The organism is Caulobacter sp. BK020 (assembly GCF_004342605.1).
Lineage (GTDB): Bacteria > Pseudomonadota > Alphaproteobacteria > Caulobacterales > Caulobacteraceae > Caulobacter.
In genome coordinates this window covers 85,022-110,466 of the sequence record NZ_SLZL01000005.1, presented here as the reverse complement: position 1 = coordinate 110,466, position 25,445 = coordinate 85,022, and the positions used below count along the sequence as shown (strand labels likewise).

24 protein-coding genes and 4 tRNA genes are annotated in these 25,445 nt (G+C 67.8%); 14 read left to right on the top strand and 14 right to left on the bottom strand.

All coding sequences use genetic code 11. The features are described 5' to 3' along the window. Window positions 1-8 precede the first annotated feature (8 nt). The 11 genes from EV278_RS07855 (at window position 9) to EV278_RS07805 (ending at window position 7,756) form a co-directional block, all read left to right on the top strand. Window positions 9-1,298 carry a homoserine dehydrogenase gene (locus EV278_RS07855; protein ID WP_132089024.1) on the top strand — a complete coding sequence of 430 codons (1,290 nt, stop codon included), beginning with the start codon at window positions 9-11 and terminating at the stop codon, window positions 1,296-1,298. 52 nt (window positions 1,299-1,350) lie between these two features. After that, window positions 1,351-2,304: a class II fructose-bisphosphatase gene (gene glpX, locus EV278_RS07850; RefSeq protein ID WP_132089021.1), complete on the top strand. Its 954-nt coding sequence runs from the start codon at window positions 1,351-1,353 to the stop codon at window positions 2,302-2,304. 146 nt (window positions 2,305-2,450) lie between these two features. After that, on the top strand, window positions 2,451-3,428 hold the full coding sequence (locus EV278_RS07845) for a class 1 fructose-bisphosphatase (RefSeq protein WP_132089019.1): 978 nt from the start codon (window positions 2,451-2,453) through the stop codon (window positions 3,426-3,428). A gap of 243 nt (window positions 3,429-3,671) precedes the next feature. Beyond that, window positions 3,672-5,486 (top strand): single-stranded-DNA-specific exonuclease RecJ, encoded by a 1,815-nt coding sequence (gene recJ / locus EV278_RS07840; protein ID WP_132089016.1) that lies wholly within the window; start codon window positions 3,672-3,674, stop codon window positions 5,484-5,486. Between the two features lie 69 nt (window positions 5,487-5,555). After that, a tRNA-Glu gene (locus EV278_RS07835) sits at window positions 5,556-5,630 on the top strand. A 54-nt stretch (window positions 5,631-5,684) separates the two neighbouring features. Further along, window positions 5,685-5,759, top strand: a tRNA-Glu gene (locus EV278_RS07830). A 173-nt stretch (window positions 5,760-5,932) separates the two neighbouring features. After that, on the top strand, window positions 5,933-6,535 hold the full coding sequence (gene cspD / locus EV278_RS07825; RefSeq protein ID WP_132089013.1) for a stationary phase survival cold shock domain protein CspD: 603 nt from the start codon (window positions 5,933-5,935) through the stop codon (window positions 6,533-6,535). A 92-nt stretch (window positions 6,536-6,627) separates the two neighbouring features. Further along, on the top strand, window positions 6,628-7,140 hold the full coding sequence (locus EV278_RS07820) for a DUF192 domain-containing protein (protein WP_132089010.1): 513 nt from the start codon (window positions 6,628-6,630) through the stop codon (window positions 7,138-7,140). 76 nt (window positions 7,141-7,216) lie between these two features. Further along, window positions 7,217-7,293, top strand: a tRNA-Pro gene (locus tag EV278_RS07815). A 47-nt stretch (window positions 7,294-7,340) separates the two neighbouring features. Beyond that, on the top strand, window positions 7,341-7,646 hold the full coding sequence (locus EV278_RS07810; RefSeq protein ID WP_132089007.1) for an ETC complex I subunit: 306 nt from the start codon (window positions 7,341-7,343) through the stop codon (window positions 7,644-7,646). Between the two features lie 33 nt (window positions 7,647-7,679). Beyond that, a tRNA-Arg gene (locus tag EV278_RS07805) sits at window positions 7,680-7,756 on the top strand. Window positions 7,757-8,056: 300 nt separating this feature from the next. On the opposite strand, the gene EV278_RS07800 is transcribed toward EV278_RS07805, so the two are convergent. Further along, window positions 8,057-8,704 (bottom strand): glutathione S-transferase family protein, encoded by a 648-nt coding sequence (locus EV278_RS07800; protein ID WP_132089005.1) that lies wholly within the window; start codon window positions 8,702-8,704, stop codon window positions 8,057-8,059. Window positions 8,705-8,711: 7 nt separating this feature from the next. Beyond that, on the bottom strand, window positions 8,712-9,467 hold the full coding sequence (locus EV278_RS07795) for an ABC transporter ATP-binding protein (protein ID WP_347812821.1): 756 nt from the start codon (window positions 9,465-9,467) through the stop codon (window positions 8,712-8,714). A 410-nt stretch (window positions 9,468-9,877) separates the two neighbouring features. On the opposite strand from EV278_RS07795, the gene EV278_RS07790 reads away from it, so the two are divergent. Continuing rightward, window positions 9,878-10,753 (top strand): fatty acid desaturase, encoded by an 876-nt coding sequence (locus EV278_RS07790; protein ID WP_207905458.1) that lies wholly within the window; start codon window positions 9,878-9,880, stop codon window positions 10,751-10,753. A 71-nt stretch (window positions 10,754-10,824) separates the two neighbouring features. Further along, window positions 10,825-11,610: a PhnD/SsuA/transferrin family substrate-binding protein gene (locus EV278_RS07785; RefSeq protein ID WP_165916561.1), complete on the top strand. Its 786-nt coding sequence runs from the start codon at window positions 10,825-10,827 to the stop codon at window positions 11,608-11,610. Between the two features lie 6 nt (window positions 11,611-11,616). Here EV278_RS07785 and EV278_RS07780 read toward each other — a convergent pair whose 3' ends face one another. From EV278_RS07780 to EV278_RS07725, 12 genes are all read right to left on the bottom strand, one after another. Continuing rightward, complete coding sequence (locus tag EV278_RS07780; RefSeq protein ID WP_132089000.1) at window positions 11,617-12,219, bottom strand: alpha/beta hydrolase; 603 nt, start codon at window positions 12,217-12,219, stop codon at window positions 11,617-11,619. A 2-nt stretch (window positions 12,220-12,221) separates the two neighbouring features. After that, a complete protein-coding gene (locus EV278_RS07775) occupies window positions 12,222-13,172 on the bottom strand; it encodes an NAD(P)-dependent oxidoreductase (RefSeq protein ID WP_132088997.1) in 951 nt (316 codons plus the stop codon). Next, window positions 13,169-14,362, bottom strand: coding sequence for an acyl-CoA dehydrogenase family protein (locus EV278_RS07770; protein ID WP_132088994.1), 1,194 nt, complete (start codon window positions 14,360-14,362; stop codon window positions 13,169-13,171). The genes EV278_RS07775 and EV278_RS07770 overlap by 4 nt, the downstream gene beginning before the upstream one ends. A gap of 5 nt (window positions 14,363-14,367) precedes the next feature. After that, entirely contained in the window at window positions 14,368-15,402 is a 1,035-nt protein-coding gene (locus EV278_RS07765; RefSeq protein ID WP_132088992.1) for an ABC transporter substrate-binding protein, read from the bottom strand. Then, window positions 15,399-16,484, bottom strand: coding sequence for an alkene reductase (locus EV278_RS07760; RefSeq protein ID WP_132088989.1), 1,086 nt, complete (start codon window positions 16,482-16,484; stop codon window positions 15,399-15,401). Before EV278_RS07760 ends, EV278_RS07765 begins: the two co-directional genes overlap by 4 nt. A 10-nt stretch (window positions 16,485-16,494) precedes the next feature. Further along, on the bottom strand, window positions 16,495-17,838 hold the full coding sequence (locus EV278_RS07755) for an LLM class flavin-dependent oxidoreductase (RefSeq protein WP_132088986.1): 1,344 nt from the start codon (window positions 17,836-17,838) through the stop codon (window positions 16,495-16,497). Between the two features lie 188 nt (window positions 17,839-18,026). Continuing rightward, window positions 18,027-19,046 (bottom strand): NAD-dependent epimerase/dehydratase family protein, encoded by a 1,020-nt coding sequence (locus tag EV278_RS07750; RefSeq protein ID WP_207905457.1) that lies wholly within the window; start codon window positions 19,044-19,046, stop codon window positions 18,027-18,029. Between the two features lie 26 nt (window positions 19,047-19,072). Next, on the bottom strand, window positions 19,073-19,831 hold the full coding sequence (locus tag EV278_RS07745; RefSeq protein WP_132088984.1) for an SDR family NAD(P)-dependent oxidoreductase: 759 nt from the start codon (window positions 19,829-19,831) through the stop codon (window positions 19,073-19,075). Beyond that, a complete protein-coding gene (locus EV278_RS07740; protein WP_132088981.1) occupies window positions 19,743-20,834 on the bottom strand; it encodes an FAD-dependent oxidoreductase in 1,092 nt (363 codons plus the stop codon). The genes EV278_RS07745 and EV278_RS07740 overlap by 89 nt, the downstream gene beginning before the upstream one ends. Before the next feature lie 401 nt (window positions 20,835-21,235). Then, entirely contained in the window at window positions 21,236-22,456 is a 1,221-nt protein-coding gene (locus EV278_RS07735) for a membrane dipeptidase (RefSeq protein WP_132088978.1), read from the bottom strand. Window positions 22,457-22,480: 24 nt separating this feature from the next. Next, window positions 22,481-23,167 (bottom strand): DOPA 4,5-dioxygenase family protein, encoded by a 687-nt coding sequence (locus EV278_RS07730; protein WP_132088975.1) that lies wholly within the window; start codon window positions 23,165-23,167, stop codon window positions 22,481-22,483. A 167-nt stretch (window positions 23,168-23,334) separates the two neighbouring features. Beyond that, window positions 23,335-24,288, bottom strand: coding sequence for an ABC transporter substrate-binding protein (locus EV278_RS07725; RefSeq protein ID WP_207905456.1), 954 nt, complete (start codon window positions 24,286-24,288; stop codon window positions 23,335-23,337). A 311-nt stretch (window positions 24,289-24,599) separates the two neighbouring features. Between EV278_RS07725 and EV278_RS07720 the strand changes: the two genes are divergently transcribed. Then, entirely contained in the window at window positions 24,600-25,394 is a 795-nt protein-coding gene (locus tag EV278_RS07720; protein ID WP_132088969.1) for a class II aldolase/adducin family protein, read from the top strand. The last annotated feature ends 51 nt before the right edge of the window (window positions 25,395-25,445 follow it).

Sequence of the window (25,445 nt, the reverse complement as noted above, 5' to 3'; positions counted from 1 at the left end):
ACGCGAACATGACCCAGAAGACCTGGCGCGTCGGCGTCGCCGGCCTCGGCACCGTCGGCGGGGGGCTGTTGCAGTTCCTGGCCGAGCAGCCCGACTTCGCCCCGGCCGGCGACCGGGCCGTGGTGACGGCGGTTTCGGCCCGGTCGAAGTCGCGGCCGCGCACGGTCGATATCTCTGGTCTGGCTTGGTTCGACGACCCGGTCGCCCTGGCCTCGTCGCCGGACGTCGACCTGTTCGTCGAGTTGGTCGGCGGCAGCGACGGTCCGGCCAAGGCCGCGGTCGAAGCGGCTCTGAAGCTGGGCAAGCCGGTGGTCACCGCCAACAAGGCGCTGATCGCCGAGCACGGCGCCGAGCTGGCCGCCCTGGCCGAGGCCAATCAGGCCCCGCTGCTGTTCGAAGCCGCCGTGATGGGCGGCACGCCAGCGGTGAAGATGCTACGCGAGGCCATGGTCGGCGACGAGGTGGTCGGCGTGGCCGGCATCCTCAACGGCACCTGCAACTTCATCCTCAGCGAGATGGAGAAGACCGGCCGCGACTTCGCCGACGTGCTGCGCGAGGCGCAGGGGCTGGGCTACGCCGAGGCCGACCCGACCATGGACGTCGGCGGCTTCGACGCCGGCCACAAGATCAGCATCCTGGCCGCCCTGGCCTTCGGCTGCGCGCCCAAGTTCGACGCCGCCGAGATCGAGGGCATCAGCGATGTCGAGCTGCTCGACATCAAGCTGGCCAAGGACCTGGGCTACCGCATCAAGCTGGTGGCCAGCGCCGCGAAGACCGCCGATGGCGTGGCCGTGAAGGTCCATCCCAGCCTGGCCTCGCTGGAGCATCCCCTGGCCCAGGCGGGCGGGGCGCTCAACGCCCTGTTCATCGAAGGCAAGCGCATCGGTCGGATCTTCATCCAGGGGCCGGGCGCGGGGGCGGGCCCGACCGCCGCCGCCGTGGCCGCCGACATCGCCGACGTGATGACCGGCGCCCGGCGCCCGGTGTTCCAGGCCCCAGCAGGCCAGCTGAAGCCGTTCGTCGCCGTCGATCCGGCCCGCTCGGTGGGCAAGGCCTATCTGCGGATCATGGTCCGCGACGAGCCGGGCGCCATCGCCGCCATCTCCGAGACCCTGGCCGAGTGCGCCGTGTCGATCGACAGCTTCCTGCAGAAGCCCGTCGAGGGGGCAGGGGGCGTGCCGATCGTGCTCGTCACCCACGCGACACCCGAATCCAATCTCCTGGACGCGATTAGTCGCATCGAAAAGCTGCACGCCGTGCTAGAGCGTCCCCGCCTTTTGCGCGTCGCGCGCATCTGAGAACCGTGCAAAGGGGTCGGACCAAAAGCCTCGCATAGGCTGGGAGACGTTGATGAGTTCGAAGACCCTGGACCGCGCTCTGGTTCTGGACGCGGTCCGCGTGACCGAAGCCGCCGCCATCGCCTCGTGGACCATGGTGGGCCGGGGCGACGAAAAGGCCGCCGACCAGGCCGCGGTCGACGCCATGCGCAACACGCTCAACGAACTGGCCATCGACGGCGAGATCGTGATCGGCGAGGGCGAGCGCGACGAAGCGCCCATGCTCTATATCGGCGAGAAGGTCGGCACCGGGCAGGGCCCCGCCATCGACATCGCGCTGGACCCGCTGGAAGGCACCACCCTGACGGCCAAGGCCATGCCCAACGCCCTGGCGGTGATGGCCTGGGCGCCCAAGGGCAGCCTGCTGAACGCCCCCGACACCTATATGGACAAGATCGCCTGCGGCCCGGGCCTGCCGGCCGGGGTGATCGACCTGGACAAGTCGCCCGCCGACAACATCCGGGCCTTGGCCGCGGCCAAGGGCGTCGCGCCCGAACAGATCACCGTCTGCGTGCTGGATCGGCCGCGCCATGCCGAGATCATCGCCAGCGTCCGTTCGGTCGGCGCGCGGGTCAACCTGATCACCGACGGCGACGTGGCCGGGGTGATCGCCACCACCGATCCGTCCACCGGCATCGACCTCTATGTCGGATCCGGCGGCGCGCCCGAGGGCGTGCTGGCCTGCGCGGCCCTGAAATGCGTCGGCGGTCAGTTCCAGGGCCGCCTGCTGTTCCGCAACGGCGACGAGCGCGCCCGCGCCGCCAAGTGGGGCATCACCGAGCTGGACAAGAAGTACGACCTGCACGAGATCGTCCGCGCCGACGCCATCTTCGCGGCCACCGGGGTCACCTGGGGCAACCTGCTGGACGGCGTGACCTTCAAGGACGGCTTCGTCCACACCCACACGCTGGTGATGAACTCGTCGACCGGCACGGTGCGCGAAGTGTGGATGAAGCGGAAGGCTTAGACCTTCCGACCAAGGCCGACGCCGATCCACCGCCGCAAAATGCGTCACGACAACATCCTAGAGCAGGGCGGCGATCCAACCGGATCGGAAAATGCTCCGCGCGCGCTAAGGTCGCGCCGAATCCCTTCCGTAGTACGAGGCTCTTCATGACCACGCTGACCGATCTGGCCGGATGGCTCGCCAACGAACCGGCGAGCGACGATGTGAAAGCCGTCGTGGCCGTGGTCGCCGGCGCCTGCGCCCAGATCAGCAAGGTGGTGGCGTCCGGCGCGATCTCGGGCAGCCTGGGCGCGGCCGGCCAGGTCAATGTCCAGGACGAAGAGCAGAAGAAGCTGGACATCATCACCAACGACATCCTGCGTGACGCGCTGAACGGCTGCCCGCTGGTGGCCGGCCTGGCGTCCGAGGAGCTGGAGGTGATCGAGACCACCGGCGCGGTCGGGGGCTATCTGGTCACCTTCGACCCGCTGGACGGGTCCAGCAACATCGACGTCAACGTGTCGGTCGGCACGATCTTCTCGATCCTGCCCGCGCCAGCCGGGGTGGCGCCCAGCGAGGCGGACTTCCTGTTGCCCGGCCGCCGCCAGGTCGCCGCCGGCTATGCGGTCTACGGCCCGCAGACCATGCTGGTGCTGACCCTGTCGAGCGGCGTCGTCGGCTTCACGCTGGACGCAGACGGCGTTTGGCGGCTGACTCACCCGACGATCGCCATTCCGGCTGACACCGCCGAGTTCGCGATCAACATGTCCAACCAGCGCCACTGGGCCGAGCCGGTGCGGCGCTATATCGACGGCTGCCTGCAGGGCAAGGCCGGCCCGCGCGGCAAGAACTTCAACATGCGCTGGGTGGCCTCGATGGTGGCCGACGTCCACCGCATCCTGATGCGCGGCGGGATCTTCCTTTATCCGTGGGACGCCCGCGAACCCGACAAGCCGGGCAAGCTGCGCCTGCTGTACGAGGCCAACCCGATGTCGCTGATCGTCGAGCGGGCGGGCGGCAAGTCGACCGACGGCGTGACCCCGATCCTCGACCTGCAGCCGACCAAGCTGCACCAGCGCGTGCCGGTGGTGCTGGGCTCGGCCAATGAGGTGGCGCTGGTGGCGGAATTGTCGGCGGCAAACTGAACTGCGCCGGGGACACGCCCTTGCGGCGAGTCCCCATGAACAAGCGCCGTGCCCGTCGGTGGGGACACGCCGCAAGGGCACGTCCCCGTTTTGGTGTTGGCGTCCGCTTCTGACGCATGCGGATCCCATCTTCCAATCTCGCGCCACATGGAGCGAATCCGCCGAAGCGCGTAGGCTTGGGAGATGACCACGACAGCCAAGTTCCGTATTGCGGGCGCCTCCGCCACCGAGGAGGGCTGAACGATGGCCGATGGACACGCACCGCTGGCCACCAGCCACTTTCTCGACGTCTCCCGCTCGATCAGCGGCCGGGCCTGGCGCGAGCGGCCGGGCGACGCGACGGTCGCCCGCAGCCATCAACTGGCTCACGGTCTGTCCGAGCCCCTGGCCCGGGCTCTGGCCTCGCGCGGTGTCGGCGTCGATCACGTCGAGCACTATCTGCGTCCCACCCTGAAGGCGCTGTTTCCCGATCCCTCCAGCTTCACCGACATGGACCGGGCGGCCGAGATCCTGATCGACGCGCTGGAAAGCGGCCGGCCGACCATGGTGTTCGCCGACTATGACGTCGATGGCGCCACCAGCGCCGCCCAGCTGGTGCGGTGGTTCCGTTACATGGGCGTCGAGCTGCCCATCTACATTCCCGACCGTTTGACCGAAGGCTATGGCCCCAGCCCGGCGGCGTTCAAGACCATCCGCGACGGCGGGGCCGAGCTGGTCGTGACCCTGGACTGCGGGGCGGCGGCTTATGACGCCATCGCCAGCGCCGCGACCATCGGGCTGGAGGTGGTCGTGATCGACCACCACCTGATGCGCGAGGACCCGCCGGCCGCCGCCGCCGTGGTCAATCCCAACCGTCCGGGCTGCCAGAGCGGGCAGGGGGTGCTGGCCGCCGCCGGCGTGACCTTCGTCCTGCTCGCCGCCCTGAACCGCGAGGCCCGCAAGCGCGGCCTGTTCAGCGACGAACGCCCGCAGCCCGACCTGCGCCAATGGCTGGACCTGGTGGCCATGGGCGAGGTCTGCGACGTCACCCAGCTGGTCGGCTTCAACCGGGCCCTGACGACGCTCGGCCTGCGGACGATGTCCAGCTGGGGCAATCCGGGCCTGAAGGCCCTGTTCGAGGTCGGCAAGGGTTCGGGGCCCGCCTCGGTGTTCCACGCCGGCTTCATCCTGGGGCCGCGGATCAACGCCGGCGGACGGATCGGCCGCTCGGACCTGGGCGCGCGCCTGCTGTCCACCGACGATCCGCTGGAGGCCCGGGCCCTGGCCGAGGAGCTGGACGGCCTGAACACCGAGCGCAAGGCGGTCGAGGCCGCCGTGGTCGAGGAAGCCGCCGCCATGCTCGAGCGCGGCAGCAACTTCAATCCCGACGCCCCCGTGATCGTGGTGGCTGGGGACGGGTGGCACCCCGGGGTGATCGGCATCGTCGCCGGCCGCCTGCGCGAGCGCTACCGCAAGCCGGTGGTGGTGATCGGCGTCGATCGCGCCGCCAATGTCGGCAAGGGCTCGGGCCGTTCGCAGCCTGGCGTCAACCTGGGCGCGGCGATCCAGGCGGCCTTCGAGGCCGGCCTGCTGATGGCCGGCGGCGGCCACGCCATGGCGGCGGGCCTGTCGATCCGTCCCGATTCGATCCCCGAGTTCCGCGCCTTCCTGGAGGAGCGTCTGGCCGGCGAGATGGAGGCTGTGGGCGTCGAGGGGGTCGATATCGACGCCCTGGTTCAGCCGCGCGCCGCCAACCGCGCCCTGTGGAGCGAGTTCCAGCAGTTGGCGCCGTTCGGTCCCGGCAATCCCGAGCCGATGTTCGCCCTGGCCGGCGTGCGCCCCGAGCGAATGATGGCGATGAGGGGCGGCCACGTGCGGGTCGACCTGGTCGGGCCGTCGGGCGATCGAATCAAGGCGATCTCCTGGCGCTCGGCCGAGACCCCGCTGGGCGAGCGCCTGCTGGCGGGCGGCGGCGCGCTGCACGTGGTCGGTCGTCTGAAACCGGACGATTACATGGGCCGCGAAGGCGTCCAGCTGGAGATCGAGGACGTCGCTGACCCCCGCATGCGCACGACCTGAAAAAACTGCTCTTCGTCGCTTGCGCCCCGGGGGGAAGCTTTGTATATCGCCTGCTCTTCGCGGCCACGTGGTCCCTTCGTCTATCGGTTAGGACGCCAGATTTTCATTCTGGAGAGAGGGGTTCGACTCCCCTAGGGACTACCACCGCGAAGCGTACTTGGACTTTACATGCGAATACCCGCCTAATGCAGGCGCCGTGGTCCCTTCGTCTATCGGTTAGGACGCCAGATTTTCATTCTGGAGAGAGGGGTTCGACTCCCCTAGGGACTGCCACCCACCACGGACATTTCAGGTTGATATCGGTCTAGCTGCTGCGACGAAATGTCGCGCTGTGGTTATGGCCGTCCCGCGCCGTCAATTGGTTATTGACGGCGCTCGCCTCGCGAGAACAGTGTTATTCTGTGGTGCTCGCCCCCTGGGCTGTCTGGGCGAGCCAGAGGGGCGGAATGTCTGGTTTCGATTTCGAGGACTCGGGATCGCATGAGGAATTCGTGCGTATCAGCGGTCGCGTAAAGTGGTTTGATACGGGCAAGGGGTACGGCTTCATCGTCCCCGACGATCCGGGCCAGACGGGCCTGAAGGACGTGCTGCTGCACGTCACCTCCCTGCGCAACTGTGGTCGGGAGACGGCGCTGGAGGGCGCGATCATCGTCTGCGACGTCGTCAAGCGTCCCAAGGGCTGGCAGGTTTCCGAGGTGGTGGATCTCGACGAAAGCGCCGCCAGCGTCCCCGTGGAACGGCCCAGGCGCTCATTCGGCGACGGCGGCATGGGGCTGCGTCGCGATGGATTCCGGTCCGGAATCGACAGCGGCCGCCAGGCGCTGGAGCCGATGGGGCCAGCCGAGCGCGCCAAGGTGAAGTGGTTCAATCGCACCAAGGGCTACGGCTTCGTCGTCCGCGACGGACAGCCGGGCGACATCTTCGTGCATATCGAGACCCTGCGTCGCGGCGGTCTGGAAGACCTGCAGCCGGGCGAGGACGTGATGGTGCGCTTCGCCGAGGGCCCCAAGGGACTGGTCGTCGCCGAGATCACGCCCGGCGACGACTGAGAATCGCAGGCCGGCTTTCGCCCCTGCATCACGACGTCGTAGGATCCCTGCGGGGCGGATGCAGCGACGATGATGAGGCGCGAGTGACCTTGATGACGACGATCGGAGGGCAAGCCCGAGCTTTCGCCGCCCTGGTGCTAGCTGCGGGCCTCCTGGCGGCAGCCCCAGCCCAGGCGTGGCAGGCACGAGCCAAGCCGACCGCTGTCGCCTCCACGCCATCGAGCAAGCTCGACACGGTCGAGATCCTGACCAGCCGGGGACGGGTCAAGTTCACGGTCGAGCTGGCCGTGACCAGGGCCGAGCAGGCCAGGGGCCTGATGTTCCGCAAGGCCCTGGCCCCGGACCGCGGCATGCTGTTCCCCTACAAGCCGCCCCAGCGGGCGGCGTTCTGGATGAAGAACACCCTGATCCCGCTGGACATCCTCTACATCGCGCCGGATGGCCGGGTGCTATCGATCGCCCGCAACGCCGTGCCGCACGACGAGACGCCGATCCCCTCGGGCGGCGTCGTCGGCGGCGTGCTGGAGATTCCCGGCGGCCGCGCCGCGCAACTGGGCATCCTGCCGGGCGACCGGGTGCTCAACAAAATCTTCCCGAAGGGCTGACTTCATTTTCGGGTTTTGGGCGCCCGTTCCGTTTGCTCCCGGCGACGAAGCCCTGTAGAGCAGCCGCTCGGTGTTTCGGAGCGTAGCGCAGTCTGGTAGCGCATCTGGTTTGGGACCAGAGGGTCGCAGGTTCAAATCCTGCCGCTCCGACCACCTAGGTCCCCTTTCGAGGGGGCGATGATCGACCTGGAGAGGCTTTCATGCTCGCGCGCATCTACCGCCCCGCCAAGACCGCCATGCAGTCCGGCAAGGCCAAGACCAAGGACTGGGTGCTGGAGTTCGAGCCGGCCTCGGCCAGACGTCCCGACCCGCTGATGGGCTGGACCCAGTCGAGCGACATGAAGGGCCAGGTGCGCCTGAGCTTCGAGACCCGCGACGAAGCCGTCGCCTACGCCCAGCGCCACGAAATCTCGTTCCAGCTGTTCGAACCCAAGACGCCCAAGCGGATCATCAAGGCCTACGCCGACAACTTCGCCGCCGGCCGCAAGCAGCCCTGGACCCACTAGGGTTTCCACCTCAAGCTCCCCAAACGGGGTTGCGCGCCCTTAGCTCAGCTGGATAGAGCACTCGCCTTCTAAGCGAGCGGTCGCTGGTTCGAATCCAGCAGGGCGCGCCAACGGCTTCTCCTGAGGTTTTGTGGTTTCTAGGAGCTTGAACGGTAAGGATAAATCGGCGGTTCGAAAGCCTTCCAAACGGCTGTAGCGCGAAGCGCTTGCAAAGATATTTGCCGAAACACGTGCGGAGGCGGACGGACCTCATCGAGGGCTGGACCTTTTCGGCGGCCGTTGCTCGCAAGTGGCGCTTTCCGCCTGACGACGAGGTCGACAGCGCCAGCTGAGGCTTGATGTCGAGCCGACACCACGTCTCGCGCGCCAACGTCACGCGCGGGGTCTGACCTTCTGAACCCTTGGTCCGGTCACGCGACGGGCGTCAGGCTCTCCTGGCGCAGGGCGCGCTGAACCGAGGGGCGGGCCAGGGCGCGGGCGGTCTTGGCGCTCCAGGCCCGATAGGCGGTCGTGTCGATCTTGCGACGCTCCGCCCAGCGCCAGATGACCAGGGCGTAGGCGTCGACGGCGCTGAAGGTCTCGCCCAGCAGCCAAAGGCCGGGCCCCTGGGCCCGGCGCTCGATGTCGGACAGGGTGCGGTGGAACCGCGCCTCGCCCGCGGCGGCCAGGGCGGCCTTGACGTCGTCGTCGTCGGCGAAGCGCTCGGGGCGGGCGATCTGCGAGAAGGCCACATGCACCGTGCTGGCGAACCAGCTCATCACCTCATAGGCGTGGGCCAGCTTCAGCGGGTCGGCCAGGGGGAGAAGCTCGCTGTGAGGGTAGGCGTGGGCCAGGTAGGTGAGGATCGCCAGCACCTCGGTGACAGGCTCGCCGTCCACGACCAGGGTCGGCACCCGACCACGCGGATTGACCTTCAGATAGGCCGGCTGGCGTTGCTCGCCGGCCGCCAGATCGACGCGGTGGACGTCATAGGCAACGCCCAGTTCTTCCAGGGCGATCAGGGGCGCGAAAGCCGAGGAGCCAGGCGCGAAGTAGAGTTCGGGTCGTGTCGCGGGCATGAGCGTCCTAGTTGACGGTCACGCCGATCGGGAAGGCGATCAGCGCGCCTGGATGCGGACCAGGGCTCGGCGTTGCGCCCTGCGTCGACGCGATCTCGACGCCGAGCTTGCCCAGCAAGCGGCGGCGAATGGCGTGGAAGGCGGCGTCGACCTGACGAGGGCGGCTCAGGGGGATGCGCTCCTCGGCGGCGATCTTGCCCTTGTCCAGCACCAGCACGCGGTCGGCCAAGGCGATGGCCTCATCGACGTCGTGGGTGACCAGCAGAACCGACGGTCGGTGCTCGCGCCACAGCGACAGCACCAGGTCGTGCATCTTCAGCCGGGTCAGGGCGTCCAGGGCCGCGAACGGCTCGTCGAGCAGCAGCAAGGCCGGTTCGCGCACCAGGGCGCGGGCGAGCGCCGTCCGCTGGGCCTCGCCGCCCGACAGGGTGGCGGGCCAGGCGTCGAGGCGATGGCCCAGGCCCACCTCCTTCAGCGCCGCCTGCGCACGGGCGCGGACCTCCGCTCCGTCCAATCCCAGGGCGATATTGCGCCAGACCTTCTTCCAGGGCAGCAGGCGCGCGTCCTGGAACACCACGGCCCGGGCCTGCGGCGTGGTGACGTCCTGGCCGGCCGCGGAATCGAGGCCCGCCAACGTGCGTAGCAGGGTGGTCTTGCCCGAGCCGCTGGCGCCCAGAAGGGCGACGAACTCGCCGGGCGCGATGGTCAAATCCAGGCTGTCGATGACCACGTTGTCGCCAAAACGCCGGGTGAAGCCCTTCAGCCGGACGGTCGGTGGGGCAGGCGCGGCCGGTTCGGCGACGCGAGAGGCTGTTTGCGATGGCGCGCGCGAGGTCCGAGACGATCGAGCCGGTGGTTCCTGCAAGGACAAGGTCGATCCTCCTCTGCGACGCCCGACGCCAGCCACAAAGCGCCGGGCGTCAGCCGCGCTCAATGGATTAATCCTCAGGCGCCATATGAGCGCCGCTGAAGGGAGAGGATTTGCGTGCGGCGCGGCGTCGCAAGGCGCCAGTTTATCTTAATTCCTACCGATTTGATCTGAATTGATCGCGGCGCGGAGGCCCGGCTTGATCACAGTCGGGGGCCGGCTTGCGCGTCAGTGGATCGGATCGACTATTGGTGGACTTGAACTTTGGGGCCGCAACCGAGCGGCGGAGGGGTCTGGCGGGTGGCGTGGAATGGCCGACCCTTTGCTTGGCGGGGGTGATCTACGGTCTGTGGACCGCGGCGACCTTCTTCCATGACCGGCTGCCCTGGCCGTTGCTGGGCTTGGTCGGGGGCTGGATCATCGCCTGGCAAGGGTCCCTGCAACACGAAATCATCCATGGCCATCCGACCCGCTCGCGACGGCTCAACACCTTGATCGGCTTTGCGCCCCTGTCTCTGTGGCTGCCCTTCGAGGTCTATCGCCAGTCGCACCTGGCCCATCACGCCACCGAGCACCTGACCGATCCGCTCTACGATCCAGAAGCGCGCTACCTTCCCGCCGCCGCGCCGCTTGCCCGGCGTTGGGCGGCGGCGCTGCAAGCCACCTTGCTGGGGCGTCTGGTCCTGGGTCCGTTCATCGAGATCGGCGTCTTCTGCCTGGAGGAGGTCGGCCGGATCATTCGCCGGGAACCTGGTCGCCTGCGGCTGTGGGCCTGGCATGGCCTGGCGGCGGCGCTTATTGTCGGGTGGCTTGTCCTCATGTGCCACATGTCCCTGTGGCTCTATCTGGGCTGCTTCGTCTATCCGGGCGCGGCCCTGTCGCTGCTGCGCTCCTATGCCGAGCACCGAGCCGACCCCACGCCCCAGCATCGGGTCGCCGTCGTCGAGCGCGCCCCGATTTTGGGCCTGCTCTTTCTAAACAACAATCTGCATGCCGCTCATCATGACCAGCCAGGCGTGTCCTGGCGCCATTTGCCGACGCTCTATGCGCGCGATCGCGAGCGCCTGCTGTGCGCCAACGGCGGCCTTGTCTATGACGGCTATGGCGAGATTGTACGGCGGTTTCTGCTCAAGCCCCACGACCACCCCATCTATCCCTCGACGGGCGGAGTCGCCCCATGAGCGCCCGGTCCTCGCCGCGTGGCGCTCCGGTCCGACCCGCGGAGCGGGGGCTACGCAAGGCGGCCTTGTCGATGTACGACCTGCCCGAACTGCAGGACGCCAATGACGCTTTGTGGGCGGCGATCGTTGATCGGCTCCGCGCCCGCAACCTTTTCGACGTGCCTGATCAGCTGACGCGCGATGTCGCGCCGGAAGTGCTGTGGACCGACCCGGATCTGCTCTTGGCCCAGACCTGCGGCCTGCCGCTGGCCACGCGGCTGGAGGGAAAGGTGCGCGTGGTGGCTACGCCGCGTTATCGCGCTCGGGGCTGTGACGGCGTCGACTATCGCAGCGCCGTGGTCGTGCGGGCCGATAGCGCCGTCAACTCGCTTCACGACCTGCGCAGCGGCCGCTGTGCGGTCAATGACCTAGCGTCCAACAGCGGCATGAACCTGCTGCGCGCGGAGATCGCGCCCCTCGCGGCGGGCAAGGCCTTTTTCAAATCGGTGCTGGTCACCGGCAGCCACTTGGCCAGCGCCGAGGCCATTGTCCAGGACGAGGCCGACGTCGCGGCGCTCGATTGCGTCACATGGGCCCATCTGCAGCGCTGGCGGCCGAGCCTGACTGATCATCTGCGGGTCTTGACCTGGAGCGTTCGCAGTCCGGGGCTGCCCTTGATTACCAGCTTGGGAACCAGTTCGAGCCAATTGGCCGCGCTACGCGCCGTCCTCAACGAGGTGGCGGCCGATCAGAGTCTGCGAGAGGTTCGCCAGGTCCTTTTGCTCGAGGGCTTTAGCCTGACGTCGGCCGAGCACTATCGCGCCGCGCTGCGCTTGCAGGACATCGCCGTGGGTCTGGGCTATCCCAACCTGGCGTGAAGGCGCTCAGCCCAAGGGCGTGCGTTCGTCCTTCGTCGCGCGGGCGATCAACCGACGAAGCAAGACTTGGCCGCCGACCCAGGGGCCATAACCCGACTCGACATTGATGTGCCCAGCGCGGCCAAGGTCCACGAAATCCGCGCCCCAGCCTTGGGCGAAGGCGTGAGCCCGGTCGATCTCGACATAAGGATCGTCGCGGCTGGCGACCACGAGGCTGGGAAACGGCAGGCGTTGGCGCGGTAGCGGCGAGAAACCTTCAAGCAGACGGCCGACCGGGCCTTGGCGATTGACATCGGCGGGCGCGACCAGCAACGCGCCGGCTATGCCCCGGTCGCCGCGAATGCCGGCCAGGTGCGCGATCAGCGCGCAGCCCAAGCTGTGACCGACCAGGATTGCGCCGGGGCGTCGCCGGACGGCCTCCATCAGGCTGGCGGTCCAGTCGCCGAGCGTGGGCCTTTGCCAGTCGGACTGTTCGACCCGCTCGGCGGTCGGCAGCGCTCGTTGCCAATGGCTCTGCCAGTGCTCCGGCCCAGAATTGAACAGGCCTGGCACGATCAGGATTGGCGGGTCGCGCCGAGCGCGCGCGGGCTGGCGCCCCGTCCCGACCACGGTTAGTATCCCAGGGCCCGATCGACGAGATCGGTCAGGCTGTCGCCACGCGCGAAGCGGTCGAGATTGGCCGAGACCTTGCCCAGGAGGACATCGCGCACCAGCGTGTGGTTGGAGGCGACGTGCGGGGTTAGACGCACCCGGGGATGGGTCCAGAGACGATGGCCGGCCGGCAGGGGCTCGGGTTCGGTCACATCGAGGGTGGCGAAACCCAGGGCGCCGGCGTCGAGCGCCGCGACCAGGGCGTCGTGATCGAGCACGGAGCCACGTCCGACATTGATCAGGTGCGCGGTCGGCTTAGCCTTGGCCAGCACCGTCGCATCGATCAGGCCCCGAGTCTGGTTCGTGCCGGGCAGGGCCAGCACCAGATGATCGGCGCTGGCGACGACCTCGTCCAAGGTATCGAGCAGATCGACGCCGGGTACGGCGCTGGGCAGGTCGCGCCGCCGTCGCGCCGCTGTCACTCGCGCGCCCAGGGCCAGGGCCCGGCGGGCGACGGCCTGGCCGATCGCCCCAAAACCGGCCAAGCCAATCGTGCTGCCGGCGACGCGGCCGAGCGGGACGTTGATCCATTCGGCGGGCGAGCGCGCACGCACCGCCTCCAGGTCCTTGGCTTGAAGGAAGATGGCGGCGATCACGTAGTCGGCGATCTCCTCGGAGGCCACCCCGCGGCCACAGGTGACGATCGGCGCTTCCAGCAGCCAGGGTGGATAGAAGTCCACCCCCGCCGAGGCGCTGTAGACCCACTTCAAGCGTCCGGGCCAACCGAGCGGCCTGGGCTGGGTCTTGGCGCCGCGCCAAGCGGGACTGGGCCGCGCGATCAGCACGTCGGCGTCGGCCGCCGTGCTCCACGGCTCGACTTCGGGCGCGACGACCAGGGTGGGGCCAAGAGGATGGAGGCGAAGCTGGGCGTTGAAGCCCTCTTCCATCTGGCTGGCGATAACCAGGCTCATGCCGAAACTCCAAGGCCGGCGCGGCCGGCGGCGACCAGGATGGTGTCGTTCTGCGGGGAATGAATCCGGCTGCACAGCACGTCGCGATAGTGGCGTTCCAGCGGATTCTTGCGGCTGATCCCGGGATTGCCGGTCAGTTCCAGGCCGATTTCCACCGCCTTGATGGCGTTTCCCGTGGCGACGAACTTGATCAGGTTGGTCTGCACGGCGCTCAAGCCCTGGCCCGCGTCGGCCCGGGCGGCCGCGTCGCCGATCAGGGCGGCGTTGACCTGCAGCAGGGCCTCGATCTCGCCGAACTTCTCCTGGGTACGGGCCAGGGTGGCCAGCGATGCGCCCAGGTTGGTGGGCACGCGCTCCTTGAGCCAGCCGGCCAGCCAGTCGCGCGCGGCGCGGGCGACGCCGTCATAGATCGTCGCGATGGCCAGGGCGTTCCAGGTCCCTTGGACGTTGTCGCCAGGCTTGGGCGCCCAATCGGCCGGCGCACGCACGTCGACCGCATGATCGGAGGGTGTGGGCGTATCTTGGAACACCACTTCGTGGCTCACCGTGGCGCGCATGCCCAGGTGATCCCAGGCGGGCAGGATGGTGACGCCGGGGCTGTCGGCGGCGACCAGGAAGTTGCCCACCCTGGGCGTTTCCTCGTCGGTCTTGGCCCAGACGGAGAACCAGTCCAGACCCGTCGAGCCGGTCGAATAGATCTTGGTCCCGCTGATCGACCATCCGTCGGCGGTGCGTCGCGCGATGGTCTTGGGTAGGCCGCCGCGAACCGGCGTGCCAAGTTCTGGTTCCACCCGCAGGCCGCCGATCAGGCCGCCGCCGGCCGCGGCCTGCCGCGCCAGGCGTCCGTAGATATGGGCGGGCCAGGAGCGGCCCCGGTCGGTTTGGGCGTGATAGGCGTAGGTCATGAACAGGATCAGGGCCGTCGACGGCTCGCCCTTGGCCACCGCGCCCAGGACCCTCAAGGCCTCGGCCAGGCCCGCGCCGCCGCCGCCGTGCTCCGGCGCGACGGTCAGGCCGATAAGGCCCTCGGTCGCCAGCAGGTCGAAGTTGGCGCGAGGAAACTCGGCGCTGCGGTCATAGGCCTCGGCGGTCTGCGCCAGTCGCCGCGTCAGATCGTCGAGGCGATCCTGGTCGATCGGCCCAATCGAGCCAGGGGTCGAACGCGGAGCCGGCGCAAGCGCTGCGGGCATGGCGGTTACGCCTTTCGTTGGAGAATGGCGTTGAAGCGATCGTCCCAGAGCGGACGCACATCGACCGCCCTGGGGATCAGGCCGGCGCTGGCGAAGACGTCGGCGACTTCCTGCTGCGAGGCGATGGCCGCCGCATCGACCGGGCGTAGCGCGTAGCTGGCGCTCTTGCGCGCGAACTGGTCGCGGACATAGGCCAGAGGCACGCCAATCTCCTGGGCGATCGCCGCGGTCCACTCGTCCTGATGGCTGGTCGCCCAGGCGTAGGCCTGGCGGGTGACCTGCAAGTACCGGCCGATCAGCTCGGACGTCTTGGGATCGGCCAGGGCGTCAACGTGCGCCGAGATGATGTAGTTGCCGGACAGGAAGCCGAGCGCCGTCTTGAGGATCCGTGCGCCTTGGGTGGCCAGGGCCCGCTGGATGGGAAAGCCGTAGATCGCCCAGGCGTCCAAGGCTCCGCTCGAGAAGGCGGCCGCGCCGTCCGAGACGCCCATCGCCACGGGCGTGATGTCCTTCCAGTCCAGGCCCACCGAGCGGAGCATCCGAATCAGGAAGTACTGCGAGGTGGTGGCGCGGACATAGCCGATCCGCTTGCCCTTCAAGTCCGCCAGGGTCTGGATGGGCGAACCCTTGGGAACCAACACGACCTGATTGTTGACGTCGCCATGCAGCACGGCGATCTGGCGGAAGCTTTGAGTGGTCGAGGCTGCGGCGAAGATCGGTGGGATCTCGCTCATGCTCCCATAGTCGAGAGCGCGGCTGTTGAGCGCCTCGATGACCAGGTGGCCAGATTCGAAATGGGCGAAGCTGACCTTGAAGCCAGGGGTGGTGAGGCCCGCCAGTTGCTGCAGCCGTTCCTGATCGCCCTCGCCCTTGCCGGTGATCGAGACACGGAGCGTCGGCTCGGGGACTTGCTCATGTCGACCACAGCCGCTGAGCAGCAGGCCGCCCCCAAGGGTCAGGCCGGCGCCCAGCAGCAGGCGTCGGTTCCAGCGCGGCTCCGGCTCCCCGACGGCCCAGGCCTGTCGTTCCTGATCGGTCACGATACCGCCTCCGCCACCGGCGCTAGCACAGGGTAGTCGACATAGCCGGCCGCCCCGCCGCTGTAGAAGGTGCTGGGGTCGGGCGCATTCCAGGGCGCGTCGCGCCGGAGCCGTTCGACGAGGTCGGGATTGGCGATGAAGCCCGCCCCGAAGGCGATCAGGTCGGCGCGGCCCTCGGCCAGGGCGCTCTCGCCCGAAGCCTTGTCGAAGCCGCCGCAGAGGATCAGTGGTCCGGCGAAGGCTTGCCGAACAACCGGGGCGATACGGTCGGCCGGCGCGATGGTCGCCGGCTCGACCAGATGCAGATAGGCCAGGTCTCGGGCGGCCAGCCGCTCGGCGACATAGCGATAGAGGCGGCGAGGCGCGGCGTCCTGCGTGCCGTCGGGATGCGGGTGCGGCGACAGGCGCACGCCGACCCGGTCGGCGCCCCAGTGCGGCGTCACCGCCTCGACGACCTCAAGCAGGAAGCGCGCGCGGCCCTCGACGTCGCCGCCATAACGGTCGTGACGCAAGTTGGAGCCATCGCGCAAGAACTGGTCGATCAGGTAGCCATTGGCGCCATGGATCTCCACGCCGTCGAAGCCGGCGCGGCGGGCGTTGGCGGCCGCCAGGCCGAAGGCCTCGACGATGCGCGCGATGTCGTCATGTTCCAGGGCGCGCGGCACGGGGAAGGGCTTGGGGCCCTGGGGCGTGGCGAACTCGGCGCGCGCGGCGATCGCCGAAGGCGCGAGCGGCCAGGCGCCGGTCGGAAGCAGGGCAGGGTCGGCCTTGCGGCCCAGGTGGAAGAGTTGCTGGACGATCCGGCCGCCGGCCTCGTGCACGGCGTCGGTGACCTTGCGCCAGGCCGCGACCTGGCCTTCGGTATGGATCGCCGTGGTGCCGCGCCGGCTGACCGTGTCGGCGGAGACGTGGGTGGCTTCGGAGACGATCAGACCGGCGCTGGCGCGCTGGACATAATATTGGGCGACCAGCGCCGTGGGCTCGCGCGAGGCCGGCGTGCCGCGCGCGCGGCCCAGCGGCGCCATCACGATCCGATTGGACAAGGTGAGCGCGCCCAGCTTTTGGGGTTGGAACAGCGACATCGGCGCGGGGCTATTCGGCGGCGATCTGATCGGAGCGCTCGGCCCAGCGGTGCTGGGGAACCGGCAGGCCCAGGTGGCCGCGCAGGGTGTCGTGCTCGTATTCGGTGCGGAACAGGCCCTTGGCCTGCAGCAACGGCACCACCTTGTCCCGGAACTGGGCGAAGACGCCGGGCCGGTCGACACGCAGGATGAATCCGTCCACGGCTCGGCCGACGAACCAGCGTTCGATCTCGTCGGCGATGGTCTGGGGCGAGCCGACGAAGTTCGAACGCCAGCGGCCGAACCGCTCCGCGGTCTGGCGCAGGGTCAGGGCCTCGGCCTTGGCGACGGCGACGATCCGCTCGGCTCGGCCCTTGTAGCTGTTCAGGCTCAGCTCGCTGACGTCCGGGAAGGGGCCGTCGAGCGGATACTTGCGGAAGTCGTGGTAATTGAACGCCCGTCCCAGTTCGACCAGGGCCTTGTCGATTTCGCGCGCGCCGGCCTGGGCCTCGGCGACGGCCCGGGCCTCCTCGTCGGTGTCCGCGATGATCGGGGCCAGACCCGGCAGGACGCTGATGTGGTCGGGGTTGCGGCCCAGGGCGGCGGCGCGGGCCTTGAGATCGGCGTAATATTCCACCGCCTCCTCGAAGGTCTCGACCCCGGCGAATACGCCTTCGGCGATCTTGGCGCCCAGGTCGCGGCCCGCACCGCTGACCCCGGCCTGGAAGATCACCGGCTGGCCTTGCGGCGAGCGGCTGAGCGCCAGCGGCCCAGCCACCGAGAAATGCTTGCCCTTGTGGTTCAGCGCATGCTGCTTGGTCTTGTCGAGGAAGACGCCGGCGGCCTTGTCGCGCGGGAACGCGTCGTCCTCGTAGCTGTCCCACAGGCCCTGGACCACCTCGACGAACTCGCCGGCCCGCTCGTAGCGCTCGCCATGCTCGAAGTGCTCGTCGCGGCCATAATTCTTTGAGGCGCCTTCCAGGCCCGTGGTCACCACGTTCCAACCGGCGCGGCCCTTGCTGATGTGATCCAGCGAGCCGAACTGACGCGCCACGTTGTAAGGCTCCCAGTACGAAGTGGTCAGGGTGCCCACCAAGCCGATCTTCGACGTGCTCACCGCCAGCGCCGACAGCAGGGTCAGGGGCTCGAGGCGGTTGAGGAAGTGCGGCGCGGTATCAGGGGTGATGAACGGGCTGTCGACGATGAACACCAGGTCGAACTTGGCCGCCTCGGCCAGCCTGGCATTGTCGATGTACCAGTTGATGTCGATGCTGGCGTCGCCCGCCAGCTCGGGATCGCGCCAGCTGGTGTGGTCCATGCCCACGCCGCCCAGGATCGCGCCGAGTTTCAGTTGCCGGTTGGGTTGCTGCGTCATGTCGAAGCCCTCGAATTGGAGCTGGACGCTAGGACGCGCGCGCGAAGGCGGATAACGAGCAGTGCTGAACTGTTCGATTTCCGATGATCAACTGGCGTCTAAAAATTCAATAGAAACAATAAGGCTTGAGAATTCTCGCACCTCGTTGAAGAAAAACTGCGGCGGTCCTAGACGAGCCGCGGCGAATATCACAAAGCAGCATCTTCCGCCGAATAGTCGAAATGTTCGTAGGCGTAGCTTGCCAGGACTGGGAAAGCTTGCCTCCAGTCTTCGCGCGCGGCCCTGCGGATCAGGTCCTTGCAAATCCCGCCGACGGTCTGGGCGTAGGACGTGACCGGTTTGTAGCCGAGCGCCTGGGCCGCGCGGGTGTCCAGGACGAACGGGCGCGGGACCGACCAGGGCGTTCGTCCAAGCTTGGCTGGAAAAACGGGGTCGGGCAGGGGTTTGAAGGCGCCGGCATAGTCCATGGCGCCTCCGATCGCATGGCCGATCTCGGCCACGCTCAAGGCTTGCGGATCGGCGATGTTCAGGACTCGCGTGTCCGGATGTTCGGCGACCAGGCGCGCCAGCTCGGCAAGGTTCGGGGCGGACGTGGTGTGGAACCGGCTCAGCCCGTCATAGGCCAGCGGTATGACTCTGCGTCTGTCCAGTATGCGTTTGACGAACCACCATTCCCTCGGATGCAGGGAGCCAGGGCCGGATATGGCGGCGGGGCGCAGGATCGTCAGTGGGATCTGGGCCTGGTCCAGCAGCAGGTTTTCGAGCGCCACCTTGCGGGTTGAATAAGTCGCTTCGCCAGGTGCGACGGTGGCTTGGACTTCGCTGATAGGTTCCGGAAGCTCGGGGAATCCGTTGCTGACGGCTTCGTCGAGCGTGCGGCCGAGTCCGTCGCGATAGACACTGGACGAGGAGACCACCACCAGCGCGCCGACCCGGTCTTGCACGGCGATGAGCTGACGCCCGTGGTCGGATCCGTAGGCTGTGACATCGATCAGCGCGTCGGCGCCGCTCCGCAAAGCCCGGGTGAGTTCGCCCGGCGTGTCGCGGTCCAGGAGGACGGCCTTGGCCCCGCGCCGGTTCAGAGCGTCCGGCAGCGGTCGCAAGCCTCGGGAGGCGATCGAGACCGCCCAGCCATGCCCCAGGAGGTTTTCAGCGACGGCGCGGCCGATCTGACCCGTGCCGCCAAGGATCAAAGCATGGCGCGACATGCGAAGGCCTCCGGTGCGTCGACGGTCTAGTATCCGATGACCCTGGGCGTGCCGCCGCCCGCGGCGATGGTTTCGCCATTGATCGCGCCGCTCAGCGGCGAGGCCAGGATGGCGACCAGCCAGGCGATCTCCGAGGAGTCGACGATCCGACCGATGGTGTTGCTGGCGGCGATCCTGGCCTCGGCGTCGGGCGTGGTCTTCTCGGTGCGGGTGCCGCCCGGATGGATGACGTTGGCGGTGACGCCGTGCGGGCCCAACTCGTCGGCCAGGTTCTTGGTCAGGGCCGAGACGGCGACGTTACGGATCGAGGCGACGTAGTGGCCTGTGCTGCGTGCGGCCAGACCGCCGATATTGATGATGCGGCCCCAGCCGGCGGCGGTCAGGTGCGGCGCCAGGGCCTGGGCCGTGCGCAGATAGCCGGCGACCTTGACGTTGACGTCCTCGAGCACCGCCGCGCCGCTGGCCTGGGCGACGGTTGCGGCCGGCGCCGCCCCGCCGGGCGTGGCGGCGTTGTTGACCAGGATGTCGATCCCGCCGAGTTCGACGATCGCCTTCTCGACCAGGGCCCTGACCGAGGCGTCGTCGCCGGTGTCGACAACCAGCGGCACGATGCGACCGCCGGTGGCTTGCGTCAGCTCCAGGGCCGTAGCGCTGAGGGTCTCGATGTTACGCGCGGCGATCGCCACGTCGACGCCTTCATTGGCCAGGGCAAGGGCGATGGCCTTGCCAATGCCTCGGCTGGCGCCGGTGACCAGGGCGCGCTTTCCATCCAACTGCAGATCCATGGGATGTCTCCAGGCAGGGCGATCGAACGATCGCGAAAGGAGAACGAGGCGGTCCCACCGTGCGGCGATCGCGGATCGCGACCTCGGCGGCCTTGTCGGTCTGACGCAGGGCGGTGACCTCCGCGCTTAGGATCGGCGGCGTCTTCAGGGCCTTGGCCAGGGCTTTGGGAATGGCGTCCATGCCGCCCGTGGGCTCCAGCATGGTGGCCTGCATGAGGATGTTGTCCTCGAACAGGGCGTAGGGCAGGGCTTCGTCGGCCAGCAGCTCCCGCAGCGGCAGGGGCGCTCGGGCTACGCCCTTCTGGTCAGCCGCGCCGGGCGCGATCACGTAGCCCGAGCGCTCCGAACCCTTGTAGGCGCCGCTGACGTCCAGGTCGCCATAGATCTTCAGGAAGCCCAGCAAGGCTTGGCGGTCGTCGGCGGTCAGGTCCTGGTCCAGCGCCCCGCCGCGCGTGGCCTTGGCCAGGAGCTCGGACAGGCCGCCGCGCAGGTCGTTGACCGCTTGGCGCTGCTGGATCGGCTTTCCGCCGAACGCCTTGTCCGATTGCAGCAGGCTGGAGCGGCTGGAATTGACCTCGACTTCCAGCGGTACGCCCAGGGCCTTGGCGTAGGACAGGACGCCTTGGTGATGGCTGGGCAGGCGCGCGGGGCCGGCGTTGAAATAGAGGCCCTTGGAAAAGCCCGCCGTCTGGGTGGGGCGATCGAGGGTTTCGACGGTGTCGCCGCCACGGATCGTCCAGTTGCGGCCGCCGACCCGATCGCGGGCCTCGATGACAGTGACCGAAAAGCCGGCGCGTTCGAGTTCATAGGCGGTCACCAAGCCGGCGATCCCGGCGCCCAGGACCAGCACCGAGCGGCCCTGGCCTAGACCATGCGGCGGCGGGGCGAAGTCCTCGGCGAAAGCGGTGGACGTCAGGCCCAGGCCCTGCAGAGCGGCGTAACCGGCGGCGAACCCGCCCAGTGCGAAGGCGCGCGACACAAACGAGCGACGACTGACACTCAAGACAACTTACCCCCGATCAAGGCGCTTCCGAGAAGGCGGCCGCCGCGTGAGCGGCGGCCAGTTGGATGCGGAAGATCGCCTGAAAACTCGAAGGCCCGGATCGCTCGGGGCCTTGCGAGGTCTCATTGCTGCGGTGCGGCGAGGATTATGGGTACGTAGAAAAACTAAACAGGAGTTGCCTGGAATCTGAGCGATTCGGCTTAAGCGGAAAAATATTCAAGCTTAGTTATTGAATATAAAAGATATAATATTTCTATGGTGTGTCTTGTGGGTGGCAATATTTTTCATGAGTATTTCAAAATAGGCTTATTAAACTTATATTTATTAACGATTATTATATCGAGTATTAGAAATATGACGATGGAGAGCATTCGTTGAGCTCTCCATCGTTGGCCTGATCGTTAGCGCTTGGCCTCGGTCTCGACGGCCTTGAAGACGCGCAGGTAGTTGCCGCCCCAGAGCTTGCCGATGTCGGCCTCGCTGTAGCCATGGCGGACCAGCTCGGCTGTGACATTGGCGGCCTCGCCCTCGTTGGTCCAGCCGACCACGCCACCCCCATGGTTGAAGTCGGAGGACAGGCCGACATGGTCGATCCCGATTCGCTTGACCGCGTAGTCGACGGAAACGATCAGGTCCTGGACCGTGGCCTTGGGCAGCAGGGCGTTGATGGCGTGGCTGTAGTCGGTGCGCTTTTCGGGTGTCAGGGTCTCGGTCCCGTCCGAAGTCTTTGCGTAGGCGGCCGGCAGGCCGAACTGGACGCGGATCGGCGCGACCTTGGCGGCGAAATCGGGACCGGGTTTGACCAGATAGGGGCCGAAGGCGACGATCTGGACGACGCCGCCATTGGCCTCGATGGCGTCGAGTTCGGCGTCCGACAGGTTGCGCGGCGCGTCGACTGCTCCCTGGACGCCGGAATGGCTGGCCACCACGGGCGCTCGGCTGAGCTTCAGCGTCTGGAAGACGCCGTCGGGTGTCAGCTGCGAGACGTCGATGATGATGCCCAGGTCGTTCAACTTGCCGACTGCCGCTTTGCCCAGGGTCGAGAGGCCGCCCCATTCGACCTTTGGGCCGGCGCCGCTGGGCCGCGAGGAGTCGGCATAGGCGTTGTTGCCCGCGTGGACGAAGCCGAAGCTGCGCACGCCGGCGCGGTAATAGGCGTCGATGGGTTCCAGGCTCTCGCCGAACGGATAGGCGTTGAGGAAGCCGACGATAATCGCCCGCTTGCCGGCCTTGGCGGCGGCCTCGACATCGGCGGCGCTCAGGGCCAGCACGGCGCGGTCCGGATGGCGCTCGGCAATGGCGCGGATGGCCGCCAGCTTGGTGTCGGCGTCGGCTCGCGCCTTGGCGTAGCCTTCGGGCGTGCGTGGCCCTTGGGGGACGAACGCAGCCAGCACGGCGGCGTCGACCTGGCCGCGCTCCAGCTTCGGCAGATCGATCTGGCCGTCGCCATCGACGCCGGCCTCGTGTGGGCCGACCCCCAGGTCCAAAGGCACGTCCACATGGCTGTCCAGAACCAGGGCGCGGGCGTGGATGGCCGCCGCATCGGGCTGGGCGGCCAGGGCGGCGGCCGGGTCTGAAAGGGCGAGGACGGCGGCCGAGGCGAGCAGGAAGAGCTTGGTCATGGCGGTCTCCAAGGGCGAGCGCCCTTAAGCGGTTTCGATCGGCACGTGGGGTTTGGTGTTGGGATAGATCAGCTCGACCGCCGGCTCGCCTTCGCCAGGCTTGTGCATGGCATAGGCGTTGACCGGCTGGGCGCGGTTGATCCAGGCAGTGTAGTAGAGGTGGTCGGCGCGCGGATCGTCGGTGTTTGGGTGCAGCAGGATGGTCAGGCCCAGGCTGTTAAGCTGCAGCCAGGGCAGGATCACGTGCAGCAGGTCGTTGGTGAAGCCGAAGTAGAACGACGGCGTCACGTGTGGTCCGCGCGGCGTCAGGTTCCAGTCGCCCAGTTCCACCAGGAAGCGCTCGGCCACCCAGCCGCGCAACAGGGCCGCCTTTTGGGCGGTGTCTTCGTCGAAATAGATATGGGCGTGGTAGCTCTTGATGTCGGTGTAGGGGCGTGGATGGGTCGGTATCGGCGTCTCGCCCGGACGCACCGAAACGGGTTTTGGCGTGGCTTGGTTGAAGGTCTCGTAGCCCCAAGGGCTCTTGCCGCCGACGGGCGCGCGGGGCTGCGGCGCCGGCGGGGGAACCGGACTTGTAGAGGGTTCGGCCTTGGCCTGGCCGGTGGTCAGGCTGGCGGTGGCGGCGGCGAGGCCGCCCCCTAGCAACATGGCGCGGCGATCGGCGTCCGGCGAAGCGGACCGGGCGGTGGCGCGGGGTTTGGTCGGTGGCATGGGCGTGTCCAGAGGAGGGGTGGCGCGCGAAACGTCCAGGTCGTGGGCATGGGCGAGCGGGCGGATCGCTCACAGCCAAGCCTTGATCGGCGCCAATCTCAATTCAGATAGATTTAGTAGGAATATAGAGAAGCTGACGCCACCACTATGACCGAGGGGCCGCGGCCCTAGACCGCAAACAGCGTGGCGTCAGCCAGGGCCGCGGCGTTGACGGTCTTGGGCAGAAGCCCAGCCTGGAAGAAAGTATCGGCGACCGTCTGCAATTTGCCGGTCACGGCCGGGGTGACAGGCCTTAGCACCGGGTTCTCGCGTTCGACCACCAGCTGGGCCACCGCTAGCGGGGCGCCGGTCACCTTGGCGAACACTGCAGCATATTGGTCCTTGTGGGCATTGGCCCAGATATTGGCCGCCGCGAACTGCCCGAGCGCGTCGGCGATGGCGCGCCGCTTGCCGGGCGAGGCCAGGGCGCGTTGCGAGGCGGTGATGAAGTTCAAGCCCTTATTGATGCCGACTCCGTCGCGCAGCACGCGAGCGCCGCGGTATTCGGCCAAGGCCTGATAGAGGCCGAACGTCGCCCATACCTCGATGCGCTTGGCGTCGAACGCGGCCTGGGCGTCGCCGGGCAGCATGAAGCCGATCGTGACGTCGGAAAGCTTGAGGCCGGCTTCCTTCAGCGCGCCCAGCAACAGGTAATGGGCGACGCTGCCGCGCGCCGATGAGACGATGACGCTTCGGCCCTTGATGTCGTGGACGCTCTTGATCGGCGAGTTTGGCGCGACGAGCAACGCCACGCCCCGCCCTGAAGACTGGCTGGCCGCGACCAGGCGGATTGGCACGCCGGCCGCGGCCGCCGCCAAGACCGGGGTGTCGCCGGCGGGCGCGGTGTCGACCGCCCCGGCCATGACCGCTTCGAACAGTGGAGCCGCGCCGGCGAAGTTGGCCCAGCGGAAGGCGTAGGGGCGACCCTTCAAAAGCCCCGCGGCCTCGACCTTGGCCCGGGTGAGGTTGGCCTGGTCGCCCAGAACCAGGACTTCGTCGGGCGTGTCGGCGCCGCAGGCGCAAAGCAGGGCGCCGGCCAAACCGGCGCCAAGCACGCCGCGACGGGAGGGGGCGTCAATCATTGGCGTCTCCATCCCTAAAGCCGAGGCGGCGGTCGAGAGCGCCGCTTTGAAAGCTGAAGGACGCGCCGATGAGCATGCAACTCTCCGCCAAGCATGCGACCGGTTTGCTGTCTATTTTCCTGCCTGACAAATGAGATTAAGCGACATCTCGGATAGCTTATCTCTAATCATGATCTCAAGGCGGAAGTCGTATTTCGATCTTGTTGTCCGGCGGGGTGGAATTTTGAATGTAAATAAGCTTGTTGATTAATGATCGTTTGAAGGCAGGGCCGGCAATTGCGTTAGATAAGCTTTTTGCGGTGGAGGCTTGCGTGGCGGACGGTTTCATTCCTGGTGTCGAACCCATCCGGCACAAGGTCAGTGAAGACGAATGGCGCGTGCGTGTCGATCTGGCCGCGCTCTATCGCCTTGCGGCGCTGGAGGGGTGGGATGATCTGATCTTCACCCATGTCTCGGCGCGCGTGCCGGGGCCCGAGCACCACTTCCTGATCAATCCCTATGGGCTGCGGTTTGGCGAGGTGACCGCCTCGAGCCTAGTGAAGATCGACCTAGATGGCGAGCTGGTCGAGCCGAGCGCCTATGGCGTCAACTATGCGGGTTTTGTCATCCACTCGGCGATCCACGCCGCGCGCGAGGACGCCCATTTCGTCATCCACTTCCATACCGACGACGGCATCGCGGTCTCTTCTCAGAAGGAAGGGCTGCTGCCGCTGAACCAGCGCTCGCTCGCGGTCATCCCACGGCTGGCCTATCACAACTATGAGGGCGTGGCCCTGCACCTGGACGAGCGTGAGCGGCTGGTGGCCGACCTGGGCGACAAGTCCCTGCTGCTGCTCCGCAATCACGGCACGCTGGCCCTGGGCGCTTCGCCTGGCGCGGCGTGGCTGGGAATCTATCAGCTGGAGAAGGCTTGCACCGCGCAGATCCGCGCTCTCAGCGGTGGACGCGATGGAGTGTTGATCGCGCCCCAGGCCGCCCAGGACGAAGTCGCCCGCCTCGTGGCCGGTCAGGGGCGCGGCACGAGCGATCGGGCCAGCACCGCGGATCTGGCCTGGGCGGCGCTGCTGCGGCGCGTTGACCAGGAGTCACCGGGCTACGACCGCTAGCGGCCTATCAGAGAGGTCGCTAGGGCGTTGGTCATACGAAGGCGCGCTCTC